This window comes from Bifidobacterium saimiriisciurei (assembly GCF_010667655.1).
Taxonomy (GTDB): domain Bacteria; phylum Actinomycetota; class Actinomycetes; order Actinomycetales; family Bifidobacteriaceae; genus Galliscardovia; species Galliscardovia saimiriisciurei.
The window spans coordinates 80704-98424 of record NZ_WHZU01000004.1 but is presented as its reverse complement, the minus strand read 5'-3'; the positions used below and the strand labels follow the sequence as shown (position 1 = coordinate 98424).

General features: G+C 59.0%; 18 protein-coding genes and 1 CRISPR repeat array. Of the genes, 2 read left to right on the top strand and 16 right to left on the bottom strand.

Annotation, left to right across the window (positions count from 1 at the left end; genetic code table 11):
* Positions 1-18: 18 nt before the first annotated feature.
* The 3 genes from GFD18_RS03500 to GFD18_RS03490 all read right to left on the bottom strand — a co-directional run bounded on the left by GFD18_RS03500 (position 19) and on the right by GFD18_RS03490 (position 1686).
* Positions 19-357: a rhodanese-like domain-containing protein gene (locus tag GFD18_RS03500; protein ID WP_163199212.1), complete on the bottom strand. Its 339-nt coding sequence runs from the start codon at positions 355-357 to the stop codon at positions 19-21.
* Positions 358-422: 65 nt separating this feature from the next.
* Positions 423-1232, bottom strand: coding sequence for a HesA/MoeB/ThiF family protein (locus GFD18_RS03495; protein WP_163199494.1), 810 nt, complete (start codon positions 1230-1232; stop codon positions 423-425).
* A gap of 124 nt (positions 1233-1356) precedes the next feature.
* Positions 1357-1686, bottom strand: a complete 330-nt coding sequence (locus GFD18_RS03490) for a putative heavy metal-binding protein (RefSeq protein ID WP_163199492.1) — start codon at positions 1684-1686, stop codon at positions 1357-1359.
* A 281-nt stretch (positions 1687-1967) separates the two neighbouring features.
* Between GFD18_RS03490 and thiS the strand changes: the two genes are divergently transcribed.
* Both thiS and GFD18_RS03480 read left to right on the top strand, forming a co-directional pair.
* Positions 1968-2162, top strand: a complete 195-nt coding sequence (thiS, locus tag GFD18_RS03485) for a sulfur carrier protein ThiS (protein WP_163199209.1) — start codon at positions 1968-1970, stop codon at positions 2160-2162.
* A gap of 40 nt (positions 2163-2202) precedes the next feature.
* Entirely contained in the window at positions 2203-3069 is an 867-nt protein-coding gene (locus GFD18_RS03480) for a thiazole synthase (protein ID WP_163199207.1), read from the top strand.
* A 136-nt stretch (positions 3070-3205) separates the two neighbouring features.
* Here GFD18_RS03480 and GFD18_RS03475 read toward each other — a convergent pair whose 3' ends face one another.
* From GFD18_RS03475 to cas5c, 13 genes are all read right to left on the bottom strand, one after another.
* Positions 3206-4138 carry a putative ABC transporter permease gene (locus GFD18_RS03475; RefSeq protein WP_191997303.1) on the bottom strand — a complete coding sequence of 311 codons (933 nt, stop codon included), beginning with the start codon at positions 4136-4138 and terminating at the stop codon, positions 3206-3208.
* Positions 4138-4674 carry an HD domain-containing protein gene (locus tag GFD18_RS03470; protein WP_163199205.1) on the bottom strand — a complete coding sequence of 179 codons (537 nt, stop codon included), beginning with the start codon at positions 4672-4674 and terminating at the stop codon, positions 4138-4140. The genes GFD18_RS03475 and GFD18_RS03470 overlap by 1 nt, the downstream gene beginning before the upstream one ends.
* A gap of 119 nt (positions 4675-4793) precedes the next feature.
* Entirely contained in the window at positions 4794-6545 is a 1752-nt protein-coding gene (locus GFD18_RS03465) for an FAD-dependent oxidoreductase (RefSeq protein WP_163199203.1), read from the bottom strand.
* Positions 6546-6669: 124 nt separating this feature from the next.
* Positions 6670-7236 (bottom strand): alkyl hydroperoxide reductase subunit C, encoded by a 567-nt coding sequence (ahpC, locus tag GFD18_RS03460; protein ID WP_100511455.1) that lies wholly within the window; start codon positions 7234-7236, stop codon positions 6670-6672.
* Positions 7237-7480: 244 nt separating this feature from the next.
* Entirely contained in the window at positions 7481-8959 is a 1479-nt protein-coding gene (argH, locus tag GFD18_RS03455) for an argininosuccinate lyase (protein WP_163199201.1), read from the bottom strand.
* 623 nt (positions 8960-9582) lie between these two features.
* Positions 9583-9792, bottom strand: a complete 210-nt coding sequence (locus GFD18_RS03450) for a hypothetical protein (RefSeq protein ID WP_100511457.1) — start codon at positions 9790-9792, stop codon at positions 9583-9585.
* 187 nt (positions 9793-9979) lie between these two features.
* Positions 9980-11682: a CRISPR direct-repeat array (repeat unit 33 nt; unit sequence ATTTCAATCCACGCCCCTCGGGTGAGGGGCGAC).
* A gap of 296 nt (positions 11683-11978) precedes the next feature.
* Positions 11979-12269, bottom strand: coding sequence for a CRISPR-associated endonuclease Cas2 (gene cas2, locus GFD18_RS03445; protein WP_163199199.1), 291 nt, complete (start codon positions 12267-12269; stop codon positions 11979-11981).
* 8 nt (positions 12270-12277) lie between these two features.
* Positions 12278-13309 (bottom strand): type I-C CRISPR-associated endonuclease Cas1c, encoded by a 1032-nt coding sequence (cas1c, locus tag GFD18_RS03440; protein WP_163199197.1) that lies wholly within the window; start codon positions 13307-13309, stop codon positions 12278-12280.
* Complete coding sequence (gene cas4 / locus GFD18_RS03435; protein ID WP_163199195.1) at positions 13306-14001, bottom strand: CRISPR-associated protein Cas4; 696 nt, start codon at positions 13999-14001, stop codon at positions 13306-13308. Before cas4 ends, cas1c begins: the two co-directional genes overlap by 4 nt.
* Positions 14002-14078: 77 nt before the next feature.
* Positions 14079-14939: a type I-C CRISPR-associated protein Cas7/Csd2 gene (cas7c, locus tag GFD18_RS03430; protein WP_163199193.1), complete on the bottom strand. Its 861-nt coding sequence runs from the start codon at positions 14937-14939 to the stop codon at positions 14079-14081.
* Positions 14940-14942: 3 nt separating this feature from the next.
* Positions 14943-16991 (bottom strand): type I-C CRISPR-associated protein Cas8c/Csd1, encoded by a 2049-nt coding sequence (gene cas8c, locus GFD18_RS03425; protein WP_163199191.1) that lies wholly within the window; start codon positions 16989-16991, stop codon positions 14943-14945.
* Positions 16988-17200, bottom strand: a complete 213-nt coding sequence (locus tag GFD18_RS11420) for a hypothetical protein (RefSeq protein ID WP_449727616.1) — start codon at positions 17198-17200, stop codon at positions 16988-16990. The genes cas8c and GFD18_RS11420 overlap by 4 nt, the downstream gene beginning before the upstream one ends.
* Before the next feature lie 6 nt (positions 17201-17206).
* Complete coding sequence (gene cas5c / locus GFD18_RS03420; RefSeq protein WP_449727615.1) at positions 17207-17713, bottom strand: type I-C CRISPR-associated protein Cas5c; 507 nt, start codon at positions 17711-17713, stop codon at positions 17207-17209.
* Between the last annotated feature and the right edge of the window lie 8 nt (positions 17714-17721).

Below are 17721 nucleotides of genomic sequence, written 5' to 3'. Positions count from 1 at the left end.
ATCGGAGTCGCCGAGTCGCTACTCCCCCTGTTCGGCGAGGTAGCGTTCGTAGGCCTCGAAGCCGCCGGTGAGGTTGACGGCGTCGTACCCGCGGTCGGCGAGGATCTCGGCGACCTCCTCGCTCCAGCTGCCCTCACGGCAGTACACCACGACCGGCTTGGTCTTCGGCACGTTGCGCAATACGTGCGGCAACGGGTCGAACGGCACGTTCAATGCGCCGGGGATGCCATGCGCCGCCACCTCGTGCGGCTCACGCAGATCGAGCAGCGTCACCGTGGAATAGTCGAGGCCGGCGAACTCCTCGGGCGTCATCTGCCGCACCTCGGTCTCGTCGTCATCGAACACGTCGTCGAACATATCGGTCCCCTCTCGTTCCCTGTTGTCTCGATTCTTCCTGAGCGTAGCCGCCGTATCCCGACGGCTCAGACCGCGCACGCGGGCTGGATGTAGTTGTCCGGCTCGAGTGTCGTGATCGTGGGATGGTCACCGCATACCGGGCAGTCGGGCTCGTGACCGGGCAGCGGCACGGTGCGGATGTTCATGGTGAGCAGGTCCACGGTGAGCATGCGCGCCGTCAGGAGGTCCCCGGCGCCGGTGATCATCTTCACCGCCTCCACGGCCTGCAGGCTGCCGATGACTCCCACGGCCGCGCCAAGCACGCCGGCCTCGCGGCAGGTGGGCACCTCGCCGGCCGCGGGCATCTCGCGGAAGATGCACCGGTAGCAGGGGCCCTCGCCGGGCACGTAGGTCATGAGCTGGCCGGCGAAGCGCACCACGCCGCCGTGGATGAACGGCTTGCCGGCGAGCACGCATGCGTCGTTGATGAGGAATTTCGCGGCGAAGTTGTCGGTGGCGTCGACCACGAGGTCGTAGCCGGCGATGATGTCCGCGGCATTGTCGGCGGTGAACAGCGTCCTATGCACGTTCACCTTCACGTCGGGGTTGAGACGGTTGATGCTCAGTTTCGCGGACTCGGTCTTCGGCATGCCGACCCGGTCGTCGTCGTGGATGACCTGGCGCTGCAGGTTGCTCACGTCCACCACGTCGTCGTCCACGATGCCGATCGTGCCGACGCCGGCCGCGGCGAGGTACAGCGCGACCGGCGATCCGAGTCCACCCGCGCCGATGATGAGCACCTTCGCCGCAAGCAGACGCTTCTGCCCGCGTACGCCGACGCCCTTGAGGATCAGATGCCGTGCGTAGCGTTCGAGCTGCTCGTCCGAAAGCGTGATGCGGGGCTTCGGCGAGCCCGTCTGCTGCGGTTCGGTCATTGGTGCCGTCCTTTCTGGCCAAGTCGATTGTTCATCATCTTGGGTTCAAGGCTGGACGGGAGGCCACGACCGGAAGCCGGCCGGGCTACGCCCTGGCGAGCTGCACGGCGGTGCCGGATGCGGTGACCATGAGCATGTTGCCTCCTTCGCCGAGCACCTCGTAGTCGATGTCGACGCCGACCACGGCGTGCGCGCCCAGGGCCGAGGCACGCTGCTGCATTTCGGCGAGCGCGCCCTCGCGCGCCTTGACGAGCTCGTCCTCGTAGCCCTGGCTGCGGCCGCCGAACACGTTGCGCAGTCCGGCGCCGATGTCCTTGAGCACGTTGACGCCGGAGATGACCTCGCCGAACACGATGCCGTAGTAGCCGGTGATGGTGTAGCCCTCGACGGTGGGCGTGGTGGTGACGATCATGATGGCTTCCCCTCCTTGGGATCGCGGCGCGAACCCGTTTCCGCGGCCGATGTGGTTCCATCTTCCCATACGGGGGCTGTGCATGCGTCCCGCGAAACGCGAAACACCGGTCTGGGCGAGCAGGTACGCTGAATGGGACGGAGATAACGGATTATCGACGATAACCGAATACAGAATGATTGGGTTCATGAAGGGGCGCACCACCACGGGTACGGCTTGCTTTCGTGCGCCCTTTTTTCATACTGTGCGTTTTTCATAGTTGGAATCTCATAGTCGGAGGATATATGCAGGTCAATGGCGAACAGGTCACGTTGGAGAAGCCGCTGAGCGTGGCCGACTACCTTGCCGAGCACGGCTATCGTGCGGAGCGCGTGGCGGTGGAGCTCAACGGCGCCATCGTGCCCCGCGGCAAGCGAGAGGAGGCCATGCTCGACGATCGGTCCGTGATGGAGATCGTCCAGTTCGTTCAGGGCGGCTGAGCCGTCAGGCAAATCGTCGTCAAGCAATCAAGGAGCAATCATGATTCCCAATCCCGTAACCGAAGAGTCCGTAGCCAGCACTCCCCTGCCGCCGCAGCCGGAGGTCACGAATCCGGTGGGCACGTCCGCGCCGGTGGCGCCCGTCGTCGACAAGCCGCTGAATCTCGGCGGCCATGAGTTCGAGTCCCGGTTCATTCTGGGTTCCGGCCGTTACGACCTCAATCTCATCAAGGCCACGGTGGAGCATGCCGGCACGCAGATCGTGACGATGGCGTTGCGTCGTGCGCAGACCACGGAGAACAGCGTGCTCGACTACATTCCCGAAGGCATCACGCTGCTGCCGAACACATCGGGCGCGCGCAACGCCGAGGAGGCGGTGCGCATCGCGCGTCTGGCCCGCGAGGTGTGCCAGACCGATTTCGTGAAGGTCGAGATCGAGCATGAGACCAAGTATCTGCTGCCCGACAACGCGGAGACGATTCGTGCGACGGAGATGCTGGCGAAGGAGGGATTCGTGGTCATGCCGTACATGTTCCCCGATCCCATCGCGGCCCGTCAGCTCGAGGAGGCGGGCGCCGCCGCAGTGATGCCGCTCGGTTCGCTGATCGGTTCGAACATGGGTCTGCGTATGCGCGACTTCATCCAGATCATCATCGCGAACGCGAACGTGCCGGTCATCATCGACGCCGGCATCGGAAGGCCGAGCCAGGCATGCGAGGCGATGGAGATGGGCGCGGACGCGGTGATGGCGTACACCGCCGTGGCCAGCGCCGGCAACATCCCGCTGATGGCGAAGGCGTTCAAGGACGCGATCGCCGCCGGCCGCGCCGCCTATCTTTCGGGCCTCGGCAAGGTGACGGAGGGCCACGCCGTCCCCTCCAGCCCGACGACCGGCTATCTGCACTGATGATGGCGCTGATGATGCGATAACAAAGAATCCCGCCGACGCGGGAGACGGCATGCCGCGCATGCCAGAACGAAACATAAGGAGCATCGCGCTCGCAGGACGTCTTCGCCGTGCGAGCGCGATGTTTCTTTATTGGCTATTTGCGCACCAGCTTCTCGCGGAGCTTCTTGATGAGGTCGCCGTATTCGTCGGACGTCATGCGCGGGAAGGAGCTCAGCATACGGCGCTGCTGGAAGTTCAGGGCTCCGAGCAGCTTGCCATACAGCTTGGCCACGGGCACGGACGGTACGGACGGTTTCGGCATGTTCTCCGTGAGGTTTTCGGAAAGCCTGCGCACCTTGCCGGTGGCTGCGTCGCGGTATGTCTGCAGACGGCCGGCGGCCGCATCGGTGTACTGCTGCAGCGCCTCGCTCACATCAAGCAGGCTGACGCCGTCGAGCAGATTGACTCCGTCGGCCATCCTCTCCCTGCCCCGTTCGAGCACGCGGGCGAATTCGGCGAGACGACGGTGGAATCCGCTGAAGCCGACGACGGTGACGATGAAGTCGGAGAGGCACGCCACGAAGAGCACCGAGACCAGGATGTGGAACGCCGTCGTGGGTATCATGTCGGTCCAATGCTCGACCCATGGCTGGGTGACGTCGACGATGATGATGCCGAACACGCCGAAGACGATGGCTCCGATGAGACATACGCGGCCGTTGATGTTGAACCGGAAATGCGAGTAATCCCACCATCTGGCATGGAATATCCTCTCCATGGCCCATGAGGTCACGTATTCCAATACGGATGCGCCCAACGCGCCGAGCATGAACATCACGGCCGGTGCGGCGGGGACGTCCTTGAGCGGGGTGAGCACGACGATGGCGAGCGCCGCCCCGGCGCCGTATATGGGGCAGAGCGGCCCGTTGAGGAATCCTCGGTTGACGGGTCGGCGCTCCTGCACGGAGACGAGGATGGATTCGTATACCCAGCCGAGGAAGCTGTAGAACACGGCCCAGAGGAAGAGCCGTTCGAGGTACTGGATGCTGTCGAGATAGTGGATGTCGTTGAGCAGTTCCGAGGCCATCACGCGGCTTTCTTCGTGCTGTCGGCGATAGCGAGGCGTTCGGGGACGGGCGTGAGCGCGGGCTTGGAGAAGCGTGCCATGGAGAAGGTCTCGCGGGTGGCGCTGATCTTGTCGGCCATGGTGACGAGGTAGCCTTCGATGTAGCGCGGCGGCACCGGGGTGAGCGGGAACATGTGCCGCAGGATGGAGTCGCGTTCCACGGGGTTGAGGTCGAAGTCCTCGAGCGCGTTGGTCAGGGCGCGGCGTGGATGGGTGAATCCGTGGAGCTTGTGCGTGCCGTCGCCGTCGTAGTGCCAGTCGTAGAGGAAGTAGTCGTGCAGAAGCGCCGCGCGGACGAGCGACCGCAGGTCGACGAAACGCCACAGGTGCAGTCGGTCGGCGAAGTAGACGGCAAGGCACGCGACGCGTACGGAATGCTCGAAGGTGGTGACGGCGCCATGCTGGTAGCAGTGCTTTTCGATGCGCATGCGCTCGTGTTCGAGCACATCGTGGCCGTATTCGTGTACGAGTTCGTGGATTCTCTGGCGTGCCAGCACGATAAAGCCCCTTCCCGGGTCCGCAATCGGAATGACGATGGTATTTCGACATTCCGATTGTAGACGATGGGTTTTGCGGGCGTGCTCATCCCTATGGATGATTCATGCCGTCGGCGCCGTCAGGCCGCTTCGCAGGCTGCGACGAGCTGTTCGAGGCTCTGGCTGCCGAAGAGGATGTCGCCGCCGTTGATGGTGGTGGCGGGCACGCTCATGATCTTGCGTTCCTTGCGGATCTCGGGGAAGAGGCCGAGGTCGATCATCTCGGCGGTGACGTTAGGGTTCATCGCGGCCATGTGCTGGCAGGCGGCGACCACGTCGGGGCAGAAGTGGCAGGTGAGCGAGACGCCGATCTCGATGTGCGTTTCGGGCAGGGCCTTGATGCGCTCGGCGAGCTGCGGGTCCACGGCCTGGCCGGGGCCGGCGATGTTGTAGACGCCGAGCACAAGCGAGTTGACCTCGTGGCCGGTGGGGATGCCGCTGTATTTGACGCCGGTGTATTCGCCGTCCTTGTCGAGGAGCACGAAGACCGGGTAGCGCACGATGGCGGCCTTGTCGATGATGGCCTTGCCTTCCTCCGAATCGGCGGCGACGCCGCGGTAGTGCAGGCGCGCGTGCATGGAGGCGAACTCCTTGGCGAAGCTGGCGAGCTCGATGCTCGGCTGGCCGCCGTCGTCGACCTGCAGGAGGGTGACGTCCTCGGTGAGGCGGTTGAAGATGCCGGCGAGCTGCTGCTTCATTTCGGCGCTGAACCATACGCCCTTGTGCTGAGGCACGGACGGGGTGTCGGAGATGGCGCTGGTCTGGCCGACGGTGGCGGATCCCTGCGGCTTGGCGGCGGACTTCGTTGCGTTCTTCGCGGCCGCCTCGCCTGCGTCGTTCGCGGCGGCCTTGGGCTTGGCCTGCTTGGGGACGACGGGGATGTCGAGACGCTTCTTCTCTGCGGTCACATATTCCTCGGCGCCGGTGGCGGCGGTGGCGCCGTCGGCCGTGGCGGTGACGATCTGGCGCAGCGGCTTGGAGACGACGTCGCCGGCGGCGAACACGCCGGGGACGTTGGTGCGCTGCCATGAGTCCACGGTGATGTAGCCACGGTCGTCCTTGTCGAGCACGTCGAGACCGGTGGTCTCCGGCGTGGTACCCACGTAGATGAACATGCCGAACACGTTGTCGCCGTCCTCGACGTGGTAGTGGGTCTTCTCGCCGGTCTTGTTGTTCACGAACGTGGCGTCGGTGAGGTAGTCGTCACCCGAGAGGGATTCGACCTCGGTGTTGTAGAGCACTTCGACCTTGGGATTGTCGAGCGCGCGGGCGGCGGTGAGCGGCGGGCAGCTGAACTGCGAGCCGCGCACAAGCACGGTGACCTTGCGGGCGTAGCGGGTGAGGTAGTCGGCCTCCTCGGCCGCGGCGAATCCGCCGCCGACGACGAACACCTGCAGTCCGCTGAACAGTTCGCCGTCGCAGGTGGAGCAGTAGGCCACTCCCCTGCCCCGCAGCTCGCGCTCGCCGGGGATGCCGAGCTGCCGCGGCTGCGCGCCGGAGGCGATGATGACGGCGCGGGCCCTGTAGTCGCCCTTGCTGCCGTGCAGCACTTTGACGTCGCCGTCAAGTTCATAGGAGGTGACGTCGTCGTGGGCGATCTCGACTCCGAAGCCCTCGGCCTGCTGCTTCATGAGGTTCATCAGGGCGGTGCCCTCGATCTCCTTGACGGCCGGGTAGTTGACGACGATGGATGTGGTGGTGACCTGGCCGCCGACCTGGTCCTTTTCGATGATCAGGGTGTCCATGGTGGCGCGGCCCGCATAGATGCCGGCCGAAAGTCCGGCCGGTCCGCTGCCGACGATGATGACGTCGTAGATGTGTTCGTTGGTCATGGTTTGCTTCTGCCTTTGCTGATGAAACGGCTGATGGGAGAAATGACTGGAATTGTCAAAAAGGCGCTCGAATACGATTCGGGCGCCTTGAGAAAACTATCGATTATCGACGGTTATCGGGAAATCAGATCTTGCCGACGAGGTCGAGGCTCGGGGCGATGGTGTCCTCGCCCGGGTGCCAGTTGGCCGGGCACACCTTGTCACCGTGCTCGCGCACGAACTTGGCGGCCTCGAGCGTGCGGAGGATCTCCTCGGCGTTGCGGCCGATGCCGTTGTCGTTGATGGTGTAGGACTTGATCTTGCCGTCGGGGTCGATGATGAACACGCCGCGGAAGGCCAGGCCGGCCTCCTCGTCGAGCACGCCGAAGAAGCGGGCGAGCTTGCCGGCCGGGTCGGCGAGCATCGGGTACTTGACCTTGGCGATGGTGTCGGTGGCCTCGGCCCAGGCCTTGTGCACGAATTCGGTGTCTTCGGAGACGGAGTAGACCTCGGCGTCGGCGTCCTTGAACTCGGCGTAGTGGTCGGCGAGGTCGCCCAGCTCGGTCGGGCACACGAAGGTGAAGTCGGCCGGGTAGAAGAAGACGACGGACCAGTGGCCCAGCAGGTCCTGCTTGGAGACGGTCTCGATTTCGCCGTCGTGGTAGGCGTTGACGGTGAAGTCCTCGAGTTCGGTGTTGATGAAGTTGCCCATGCGATGTCCTTTCTGCGCAACTGCGCGACCGCGATTCCGCGGTCCTGTGCTATCCGTGTTCCAGTGTATCCGCCGGGGCTTCACCCTCGGCGCAACAACACCGGGACACGCGGCAAACCATGAGCAACATCACATTAGCCGGCGTATGCATGAAAAGGCCCGCGCTCCCCTGCTTGCGTTCGGGGATGCGGGCCTTCAATGGTCTTCCCGGTCTTCCCGGAGTCCTGCGAATCCTATGAGGCGACTAGCGCAGGACCTCGCTCGGGGCCTTGTAGGCGGTGCCGTCGGAACGGGAGTCGGCGAACAGCTTGAGCGGTTCGATGGTGGCCTTGGCGTCGACGATCTGCTCGCGCACGCAGCCGTAGGCGGTGCCGCCCTTGCCGTTGCGGGAGTTGACGGAGCCGCGGCTGGAGAGCACCTCGCGCACGCCGGGGGCCTTCTCCTCGGGCAGGAACCCGGCGAACGTCTCGGCGAAGTCCTTGTCGGTGAGGTCCCACAGCTCCTGGCCGCGGCCTTCGGCGATCTTCACGCAGGCGCCGGAGAGCTCGTGCGCGTGACGGAACGGCACGCCGTTCTTCACGAGCCATTCGGCGATGTCGGTGGCGAGGGCGAAGCCGGTGGGGGCCTCGGCCTCGAGACGGTCGGCGTCGAAGCGCATGGTTGCGACCATGCCGGTGAAGGCGGGCAGCAGCACCTCGAGCGTGTCGACCTGGTCGAACACGGCTTCCTTGTCTTCCTGCAGGTCGCGGGCGTATGCGGTGGGCAGGCCCTTGAGCGTGGCGAGCAGGCCGGTCAGATCGCCGATGAGACGGCCGGACTTGCCGCGGGCGAGCTCGGCGATGTCGGGGTTCTTCTTCTGCGGCATGATGGAGGAGCCGGTGGAGTAGGCGTCGTCGAGCTTGACGAACGCGAACTCCTGCGTGTTCCAGATGATGATCTCCTCGGAAAGGCGGGAGATGTCCACGCCGGTCATGGCGGCGATGAACGCGAATTCGGCCACGCAGTCGCGGGCGGCGGTGCCGTCGATGGAGTTGTCGGTCACGCGGGAGAAGCCGAGCTCACGGGCCACGGCCTGCGGGTCGAGGCCGAGCGTGTTGCCGGCGAGCGCGCCGGAGCCGTACGGGCTGGCGTCGATGCGCTTGTCCCAGTCGATGAAGCGCTGGATGTCGCGGATGAGCGGCCAGGCGTGGGCCATGAGCTGGTGGGCCAGCAGCACCGGCTGGGCGTGCTGCATGTGGGTGCGGCCCGGCATGACGGTGTGGCCGGCGGCCTCGGACTGCTTGATGATGGCGTTGACGAGCTTGATGAGCTCGCCGACGATCACGCGGGAGTGACGGCGCAGCCACATGCGGATGAGGCAGGCGATCTGGTCGTTGCGGGAGCGGCCGGCGCGCAGCTTGCCGCCGAGTTCGTCGCCGGCGATCTCGATGAGTCCGCGCTCAAGGGCCGTGGCCTCGTCCTCGTCGTCCTCGATGGGGGCGAATTCGCCGGAGTCGACGCGACGCTGCAGCTCATCGAGGGCATCCTCCATGCGCTTGAGCTCGTCATCGGTGAGCAGGCCGGCGCGACCGAGGGCGCGGGCGTGGGCGCGCGAGCCGGCGATGTCGTCGTCGGCCAGTCGCCAGTCGAACTGGGTGGACTTGCTCAGCCGGGCCAGTTCGGGCGAGGGGCCGGAGGTGAAGCGGCCGCCCCACAGGGCGAGGTGTTCGGACTGTTCGGTCATGGATGCACTCCTTCTGTCATCGTGGACATGCGTGTACGCACGTACGTATGCGTAGATGCGAACGCACGCGCGTGTACGAAGCTGCTTGCAAGGCTATCAGCGTATGGCTACATAGCGGCGGTTTGCGGCGGAATGCGAGACGCGTTCGGCGCAGCCGTTCCACGGCCAGGTCCCACGGCACGGAACGCGACAATTTCCCGTATCGTCGTTCCGAGGCATGGTTCCTTGTCGCGGAACGAAAGAATTCCCGGCATCGTCGTCCCATGGCACGACTTCTTGTCACGGAACGGCATAACATGCGTTCCTTGTTCCTCCCTGCCACCGATATCCGTCACGGAACGCGGCGACTTCCGAAATCGCCGCTCCGTGCCCTCGGCCTCTGTCACGGAGCGACAATCCTCCCGCCATCGCCACTCCCTGCCACAAATTCGCGGCACGGAACGCCAATTTCGCCCAAATCATCCTTCCCTACCGCAATCCACGCAAGTCAGGCAGTCATCATCGTTGAAATTTCAACGATTTCATCAACGATGACAGCCCGTAACATGGCACGGAATCCTAAATCAACGCGATATCGTATTCCGTACCATGTTCTTCACCTAACTTTGAAGCCCCGTCATTTTTCAGTCGGTCTTCGGCTTCTTGCGCGGCCGACCTCCGCCAACACCACGCCCAGGACGAGCGGCATTCCATGCATCGATGGTCTCCTCTTTCCACCCTCGGGTACGTCCTATCATGACGTCCGGCTCGGGAAGCTTATAGGCGCTGACGGCAGACGTGGCTATGCCAAGTTTATTGGCAACGTCGGTAACGCCAAGATAATGAATGGTCATCATTCCTCCTTCATATTTCAATCTATGCCTCTTAGGCGGGGTTGTTCCAGTCCTTCTTAAATCCATGCCCCTCATGTGAGGGGCGGCCACCGGATATGAGCGTGAGAATGAACACTGACCAATTTCAATCCACGCCCCCGGATGAGGGGCGACCAATGCTCGGGGGAATCCTGAACGCCTACCCGGTATTTCAATCCACGCCCCTCGGGTGAGGGGCGACTGTGTTCGAGGTCGTGTGGTGCGAGGCCGAGCCAATTTCAATCCACACCCCTCGGGTGAGGGGCGACTGGTCAGGGACGAGCCGTCCTCGCCGTATTTGATATTTCAATCCACGCCCCTCGGGTGAGGGGCGACGTCGATGGTGTCATAGGTGCCTTCCATGACGTGATTTCAATCCACGCCCCTCGGGTGAGGAGCGACCGATTCTCGGGTGGTGGAGGCTCCCCATGCCGGACATTTCAATCCACGCCCCTCGGGTGAGGGGCGACACGTGATATCCATAGGGTTATCGTCGCCATCGAATTTCAATCCACGCCCCTCGGGTGAGGGGCGACACGGCGGCGGAACGCTCTCGTCTCCTTCTCGGAATTTCAATCCACGCCCCTCGGGTGAGGAGCGACCGGCCTGGTCGTGTTCGTCGTGGGGGTCGTATCCATTTCAATCCACGCCCCTCGGGTGAGGGGCGACGGTCACGCTGGTGATGGCAGGTCTCCATCCCTGCGATTTCAATCCACGCCCCTCGGGTGAGGGGCGACCAGTACGCACCGTACCCCCTGTGCGACGGAAGATTTCAATCCACGCCCCTCGGGTGAGGGGCGACTTGACGCGGCACCCTAGTGGACCGTGCGGGAATCATTTCAATCCACGCCCCTCGGGTGAGGGGCGACGGTGGTGACGGGCTGGCTCGACCCCTGTACCGTATTTCAATCCACGCCCCTCGGGTGAGGGGCGACCCCATCGTCCGCCGATGTTCCTGGCGCCGCGGATATTTCAATCCACGCCCCTCGGGTGAGGGGCGACGACGGTCCATGGCGCGTGTGGGTTTTGGAGGCAATTTCAATCCACGCCCCTCGGGTGAGGGGCGACCATTGGCGGGCGAACGGCTTTTCGGGGTCGAAGCGATTTCAATCCACGCCCCTCGGGTGAGGGGCGACACACGTTGTCGGTCTCGGACTGTCCGCGCATGCTATTTCAATCCACGCCCCTCGGGTGAGGGGCGACCGTAAGACCGAGGCCACCTACTGGACCTACAGCCAATTTCAATCCACGCCCCTCGGGTGAGGGGCGACCATCGTGTACGAGCGTCTGCCAAAAGGCGTTCTGATTTCAATCCACGCCCCTCGGGTGAGGGGCGACACCATGTTTAATCCTTTATTTAGTCGTCGTGTTTATTTCAATCCACGCCCCTCGGGTGAGGGGCGACGCCCCGGCCCCTTGTCTCCTGTGATGCTGGAAGTGATTTCAATCCACGCCCCTCGGGTGAGGGGCGACGGCGGGGGCTTCATACCCGCCCAATCATCGAAAGATTTCAATCCACGCCCCTCGGGTGAGGGGCGACCCTCGACGCGTCGCAGAAGACGCTCGATGACCTATTTCAATCCACGCCCCTCGGGTGAGGGGCGACGCACCATATTTCATCCTAGGCGGCTAAGCTGAAATTTCAATCCACGCCCCTCGGGTGAGGGGCGACCGGTCTCGCCGATCTCGTGGTCGGACCCTCCGGTATTTCAATCCACGCCCCTCGGGTGAGGGGCGACGCAGACAATTGGCAGTGCAGCGTCCCTCTCGCAATTTCAATCCACGCCCCTCGGGTGAGGGGCGACCCGAGTTCGGTGTCGGCCACGCGGGCCGTGATGTATTTCAATCCACGCCCCTCGGGTGAGGGGCGACTGCGGAAATGGACACCATATTCCATTATATGGAAACAATGCCCATTACCGATGCTGATTATAGCGAATAATCATTCGTCTCTCCGCCCACGAAATCGCGAAACTCTTCCATAAAAGGCGGAGGAGCATCCACTCTGAAGCTATCAAGCATCTAGAAGAACGGAAAAACCGTCTTCAAAATTCACTCACGAAGGTGCGAAAGATGGCAGATTCTATGAGAGCTTACCTTTCGCGCCAAACATCGATGACGAAGCCAACGACCTCTAAGCACGGAAATACTCCATGACCATTCTATCGTCAGAGCATCATCACCTCGTCAATCGGCACATGCCTCCGGACTCCGTAGTGTTCGATTTTTGAAGAATAGCGAGAACCGAGATTGTAATAGCGCAAGCTATCGCACGTTTCATCCACAATTGCTGCTAAATCATGCTTCAACACCAAGTAGTCAGATGGCGTTACCGAACACTCAAAAACACTGTTCTGCACTCGCTGCCCATACTTCATGCATATCTTGGCTACATTGCGCAGTCTCCGCCTTCCCGCCGGCGTCTCCGTGTTGACGTCGTAGGTTACAACAACCATCATCCCGTACCTCATTTCCACATAAACGGCGGATATGCATCCAAATCTCCGCGAATCGCACGACTCAACAACAGTGCTTGTGCATATGGAATCAACCCCCACTGCATCTTTTCGTTGAAGAACGGATGAGTAAGTGTTTCCTGCTTGCGCTTCTGCCAAGCGGCGAGCACGCTTTTACGTCCTCCTTCCGTAAGGAAAACACCACCATTTTCGCGAATCTCAAACTGAGCTGGTTTGATTTTCCCGGTATTGACCAGAGTCAGTGCGAACCGGTCGGCAATGGCGGGACGGAATTCCTCAACGAGGTCCAATGCCAAGGACGCTCTCCCCGGCCTATCGGCATGCAGAAACCCCACATAGGGATCGAGTCCCACTCCCTGCAACGCGGCAACACAGTCACTGGTCAACAGTGCATATATGAACGACAGCAGCGCGTTCATTCGGTCCAACGGCGGGCGGCGACTCCGCTCTTGGAAGAAGAAATCGTCCTTGTTGCGCAGAATCAGATCGTCAAACGTAAAGAAATAATCCTTGGCGGCCAATCCTTCCACGCCACGCAACTCGTCTATGGACGAACAATCACGAACATTCAACAGGGCTTGCCGCAGCTTTTCGCTTTGCCCGGCAATGCGTTCGCTGTTGACTCGCAGCGCATGGTCACGTTTGGTCCGCTCAAGAACCCAGCGGCAGTTGTATATTTTTCCGACGATGAACGATTGGGCAAAGGTCAAGGCCTCGTTCTCGTCATCGGCGAAACGGAACTGTTCCCGTCGAAGGAGCACATTACGGTTCTTCTCCCCGAGGATGGAGCAGTAATACCTCCCCTGCGGAGAGAAGAATGAAAGCCCTACTCCGAACTCCGCGCATTTGCCCATCAATCCCGGCGAAGCGCCTTTGTACGAAAAGCACATAATGCTTTCCAAGGAACGAAGTGGGATTCGGCCGAGCAAGGATTCCCCTTGCTGCACGACGACATTGTCGTTTTTCAGGGACAAATAGGCGTCCTCACTGGTCACGTACAACGTGTTAAGCAGTTGCTTCATTCTTGAGCACCTTCTTTTCCGGCTTCCGCCTGCATGACTTCCTCGATGAATCGCTTGGCAGATTGCATCTTGGCTAGTTTGGGCATACAGATCTCGCGTAGCGAACATGCCTGACAGGACTTTGACGGCCTCGCTTTCGGCGTATATCCACGCTTGAACAACCCATGCATTTCATGAGCCATAGAGGTGACCCGTTCCCGCAGCGGTGCATCGAGCTCAACCTGTTCCCGCCGTCTGGTCTGCTGATAGAATAACGCACCTTCAGGAATGGAGCAGACAAGCATCTCTTCCAAGCACATTGCCTCAGCACACAACTGAATTCGATCCGCATCTTGCCGTTTTGGCCTGCCGTGTTTGTATTCCACGGGACAAGGCCTCCACAGGCCAGTCCTCCCATGTAGAGACACGCCATCATCAGACGCACGGAATTCGACCACATCACATGCACCGGTGATTCCGAGCCTCCGGGAAAACACGCGAAGATCACGCATGATGAGCAAATCTCCACGAGTCTCCGATTCACCGTAGTCGTGGACACGATCGTGCTCCAGAGAACCAGCAGTGGTGAGATAGTTGTCTCGCCACTGCTGTTCGATATGTATCAACGCCCACTGCCGTCTGCAAAACGCGAAATGCTGAAGGCCCGAAAGAGCCAACCAATCATCTTCCGGGTACTCAGTTGGTCCATTCATGGCTTTTCCTCTGAACGAAATTCCGAATCAGACGTCTAGAAGCTTTAGAAGTGGTAACAAAGATCGCGATAAGCGGTTCAGCGACCGTCAAGCACTTCAAAGTGCAGGTCAGGAATTTCGGTCCGATTGACATCAACATGGCCATCGGCTGCAACACTCACAGAATGATGGACCTTGGCCGTCGAATACTGTCCACTCTTGCAATCGTGTGTGAACCACACCATCTTGAGAACCGCCATCGAACCTGCCGGGCGCGCGGAGCTTTCGTCGTTCTCGAACAGAGTAAGTAGAGCATCCTTAATCTTCTCCGCATCTTCATCAGAGAATCCAGTCTTCTCCGCGAGTTGGGGACTGATACTGCCGCGGGTCACATACACCGCACGACCCGAGACACGGTACTTCATGCCCATAGTGTCAGACGACTTTGAATCGTTCTCGGTTGTTTCGCTGTTCACGGACTTTGTAATCTGGATATCGTCAATCGAAATCTCGTTTAACGAGAAAGCAGGCTGAATGGATACCGGTCCACGGACGCCTAAGGATACAGAATCAACACCTTTGTTTTTGTCGCCCTTCTGGGACTTATACGCAAAAACCTGTCCAAAGGCACGCACATCGAGCCACTGTTCACAGACTCTTCGAGAGACAATGGCCTTCTGCTTCTGCTCATCCTTGTCCAGTGTCTTCAAAAACGTCTGCATTCGATCAGACAAAGAACGCGCCCCGTCATCGGCACGGTCAGCAGACTGCACGAAGATACGCCCTCCATCATCTTGCAGACGATTGCGAATCTTGCGCTTCAATGCGACATCGGACACTTCTCCTCGGCCATCAGAAGTCATACGGGGGCGGTTGCCCGACAGGGGATCACCATTCGGATTGGCATTCTCCACAGAAAATACCAACACGAAATCAATCTTGTTCTGCAAAGTAGTCATGGGTCATTCTCCTTCATTGGTTTCGGATACATGGGACTTGTTTCCCTTATTGCCCATCTGATCCATCAAATATTTGCGCTCATGAGAGTAGCCGAGCAGGAATAATGCCGACAGGGTACTATTGTCTTCGAAGTCTCCTGGTTTGAATGCATTAATCACGCAGTCGATATCATCCTGAAAACCTTTTGCAATCAACGGCGACTGTGTGTACGCACTCTTCAGGTAGGGTTGAAGCTGGCTCCACAGATTGCCCCAAGTAACGAACGGCTTTGCCGAAAAACTGTTCATCAGCCGAATCGCGTTCGTTGCTCTGCTCGACGCACTGTTTCTTTTCTGCTGGTTTTTCAGCACTCTGTACTCGAAGCTGTCTGCGAGCGCCAAAAGCCGACCGTATAGGTAATCTCTATCCCTGCGGTTATCGTCTAGTTCCAGTAAAGCCATCGGATTCCTTTCTACTTCGGAGAAACGCCGCCGTTCCTGTTCGATGAAGTGTTTTCTCCACATACTGCATGCAACTTCGAAGTCGCGTCGCCACGTCATCTCATTCTTACGGCGATCCTTGTTAGCGGTGTAGCTTTGAGGCCGAGTGACTCGACGGAATGCAGCTTGCAGCAATGACTGTGGCAGATTGTTATTGCCGAACATGCATTCAACAAGCTGCTTCTTGACTTTCTTAGTGAATTTGATATATCCAGTTTTGTTGCGATTGCAATCATCACTGTCATACACACAGTTGATGATGTCTTTGAATGATGGAGCACCGATATAGTCAATCCGTCTAGAGTCCGAACTAGATTCTCTCTTTCCGACGCTCACTTCCGAACGATCACCGTCGGATGATGATTCAAACCGAGTGAGGTTCCATGCCGAATCTTCATGCCATCGAATCACGTTTTCAATGTATTCATCTTCCGCTAATTCCCGGTAGAATGTGACACTCAGTCTTCCTGGTGTCGCGGCATCGAGAATTGCCACGACTATACGACGACTATGTTCCTTAATCGCATCGAGAGCAGACTTCTCGCCATATCCTCTCAGCAATTTACCGAAACGATCGGCATAATTGGCAGCTACCTGAGAATGCGCGGCACTGAGTTTCTCGCTATCGGTCAGGATATCGTTCTCTTCTGTATCATCATCGACGTAGTAGAAGTCACGCAGGCTCTCATAAACGTCGTATGAGTTGCCAGAGTAATCGACGATATGCTCAGTCGGTTGTTTGTCAACCGCCCATACCACGATATCTTGGGTATCAGTAAGTGTACCGTTGTTGTTCACCAACCAGCGCAATGCCAGATGCACTTTCTGTGAGGTCAATGAATCAATACTCAATGCTTCACGTTGATCAATAAATCTCCCGCGGAATGTGAAGTTCTTCTCATCATTAGAAGAAATTAATTTGGCATTACCCTTGATACTAACGATGTTCTTCGGGAAATTGTAGGAGGCCTTATGTAAATCCTCTCCTAACATATCAAATCCGTTACGCGGCTCACGCGGCTCTTCATGCTGTATCCATAGAGCCCAGATTTCGCGATCCATCCAAGTTTCTGGAACGTGGTCCTCCCCCCATACAGCAAATCGTACGCCAAGATCTTTGTCCTTGTTCTCGTGAATCTCCACCCCTTTAGAGCGCGCATCGTCAATGACACTATGTTCAGCAAGATACAGGTAAATGGCATTCAGCTTGACATTATTCCCCTTCCATTCAGCAAGCTGATCCATATAATGGCGATACTTGACTTTGTCGTATTTGCTATCGACATATTGTAGCTTATCGCACAATGGATGAGGCGGAATGTTTTTCCCTGAACGACCGGCCGATTGTTCCGTGCATGGAATAATAGTCTCGAAATCCTCACTGTCTTTCTCAATGCTTACCAATTCACCATGTTGATTGAGAGTGATGCACAACCTCGTTTTCATTGTCGTATGAAACAAAGGCAGTAACACTTTTCTTACAACCGGCACTCCATCCGAGTTAATAGGAACAATTCCGGTAATGTCCTGTACCGCATCATAAGTCTGTAGCAGACTTGACCAAAGGCTCATCGCTCATCCTCCGCCAGACTCATATTTTCTCCGATCACGAAACTCTTAACCGACTGTTGTTCCCGAATCGTTCGACAATCGAGTTTGTCGGAATCCGGTCGTTCGAACTCAATGACACCGTTACGCATAATCGGATGCCAGAAACGGACGATGAAATCATGGTCCGGATTCTCGTCGGGATATGTGAAACCATGCGCCATGTATCCCATGTCCCATTAACCATACTCATCGTAGAAACCGGTCCCCGCCCCGAACTCACACGGTTCGACATATGCTTGGCATTCCCGTGTTCCCAGAAAAATGTCACGGCGTCCACCACGGTCCACGGCACGCTTGGCAATGTTATGATGCTTGTTTTCATCTCTATCGGGCATGAGATCATGACGCTGCTCATTCCATTCGAAGTGGGCCAACACCTGATATCGAACATCTTTAAGATAAGTGTAGTACGACAATTCATTACTAACATTTTTCTTGCTTGGACTCATCTTGATTGGACGAATGCCCTTACCCTCCGTCTGTATCTTGTTCATCACACGCACGGCATCGATAATCCACACCAAGGTGGGCTTCCAGTAGATGCTTTCCGTAATGCCCTTCAAAGCCTGATAGGTGGGCACTTGATACGAGAACTTCTCACCACCAATTCGTGTCGCCGCATCCGAGAAGAGTGCGTAGCCCCCGTACACCTCATACTCAATCGAATTTCGTTGTCTCCGCATAATCGCCT

Excerpts from the sequence above, each read along its gene's own strand:
- argH (WP_163199201.1), bottom strand. The coding sequence starts at position 8,959 with ATGACCGAACAGTCCGAACACCTCGCCCTGTGGGGCGGCCGCTTCACC.
- GFD18_RS03480 (WP_163199207.1), top strand. The coding sequence starts at position 2,203 with ATGATTCCCAATCCCGTAACCGAAGAGTCCGTAGCCAGCACTCCCCTG.
- cas4 (WP_163199195.1), bottom strand. The coding sequence starts at position 14,001 with ATGAATGGACCAACTGAGTACCCGGAAGATGATTGGTTGGCTCTTTCG.
- cas5c (WP_449727615.1), bottom strand. The coding sequence starts at position 17,713 with ATGCGGAGACAACGAAATTCGATTGAGTATGAGGTGTACGGGGGCTAC.
- ahpC (WP_100511455.1), bottom strand. The coding sequence starts at position 7,236 with ATGGGCAACTTCATCAACACCGAACTCGAGGACTTCACCGTCAACGCC.
- cas1c (WP_163199197.1), bottom strand. The coding sequence starts at position 13,309 with ATGAAGCAACTGCTTAACACGTTGTACGTGACCAGTGAGGACGCCTAT.
- GFD18_RS03450 (WP_100511457.1), bottom strand. The coding sequence starts at position 9,792 with ATGACCATTCATTATCTTGGCGTTACCGACGTTGCCAATAAACTTGGC.
- GFD18_RS11420 (WP_449727616.1), bottom strand. The coding sequence starts at position 17,200 with ATGGGATACATGGCGCATGGTTTCACATATCCCGACGAGAATCCGGAC.
- cas8c (WP_163199191.1), bottom strand. The coding sequence starts at position 16,991 with ATGAGCCTTTGGTCAAGTCTGCTACAGACTTATGATGCGGTACAGGAC.
- GFD18_RS03465 (WP_163199203.1), bottom strand. The coding sequence starts at position 6,545 with ATGACCAACGAACACATCTACGACGTCATCATCGTCGGCAGCGGACCG.
- GFD18_RS03475 (WP_191997303.1), bottom strand. The coding sequence starts at position 4,138 with ATGGCCTCGGAACTGCTCAACGACATCCACTATCTCGACAGCATCCAG.
- GFD18_RS03500 (WP_163199212.1), bottom strand. The coding sequence starts at position 357 with ATGTTCGACGACGTGTTCGATGACGACGAGACCGAGGTGCGGCAGATG.
- thiS (WP_163199209.1), top strand. The coding sequence starts at position 1,968 with ATGCAGGTCAATGGCGAACAGGTCACGTTGGAGAAGCCGCTGAGCGTG.
- cas2 (WP_163199199.1), bottom strand. The coding sequence starts at position 12,269 with ATGATGGTTGTTGTAACCTACGACGTCAACACGGAGACGCCGGCGGGA.
- cas7c (WP_163199193.1), bottom strand. The coding sequence starts at position 14,939 with ATGACTACTTTGCAGAACAAGATTGATTTCGTGTTGGTATTTTCTGTG.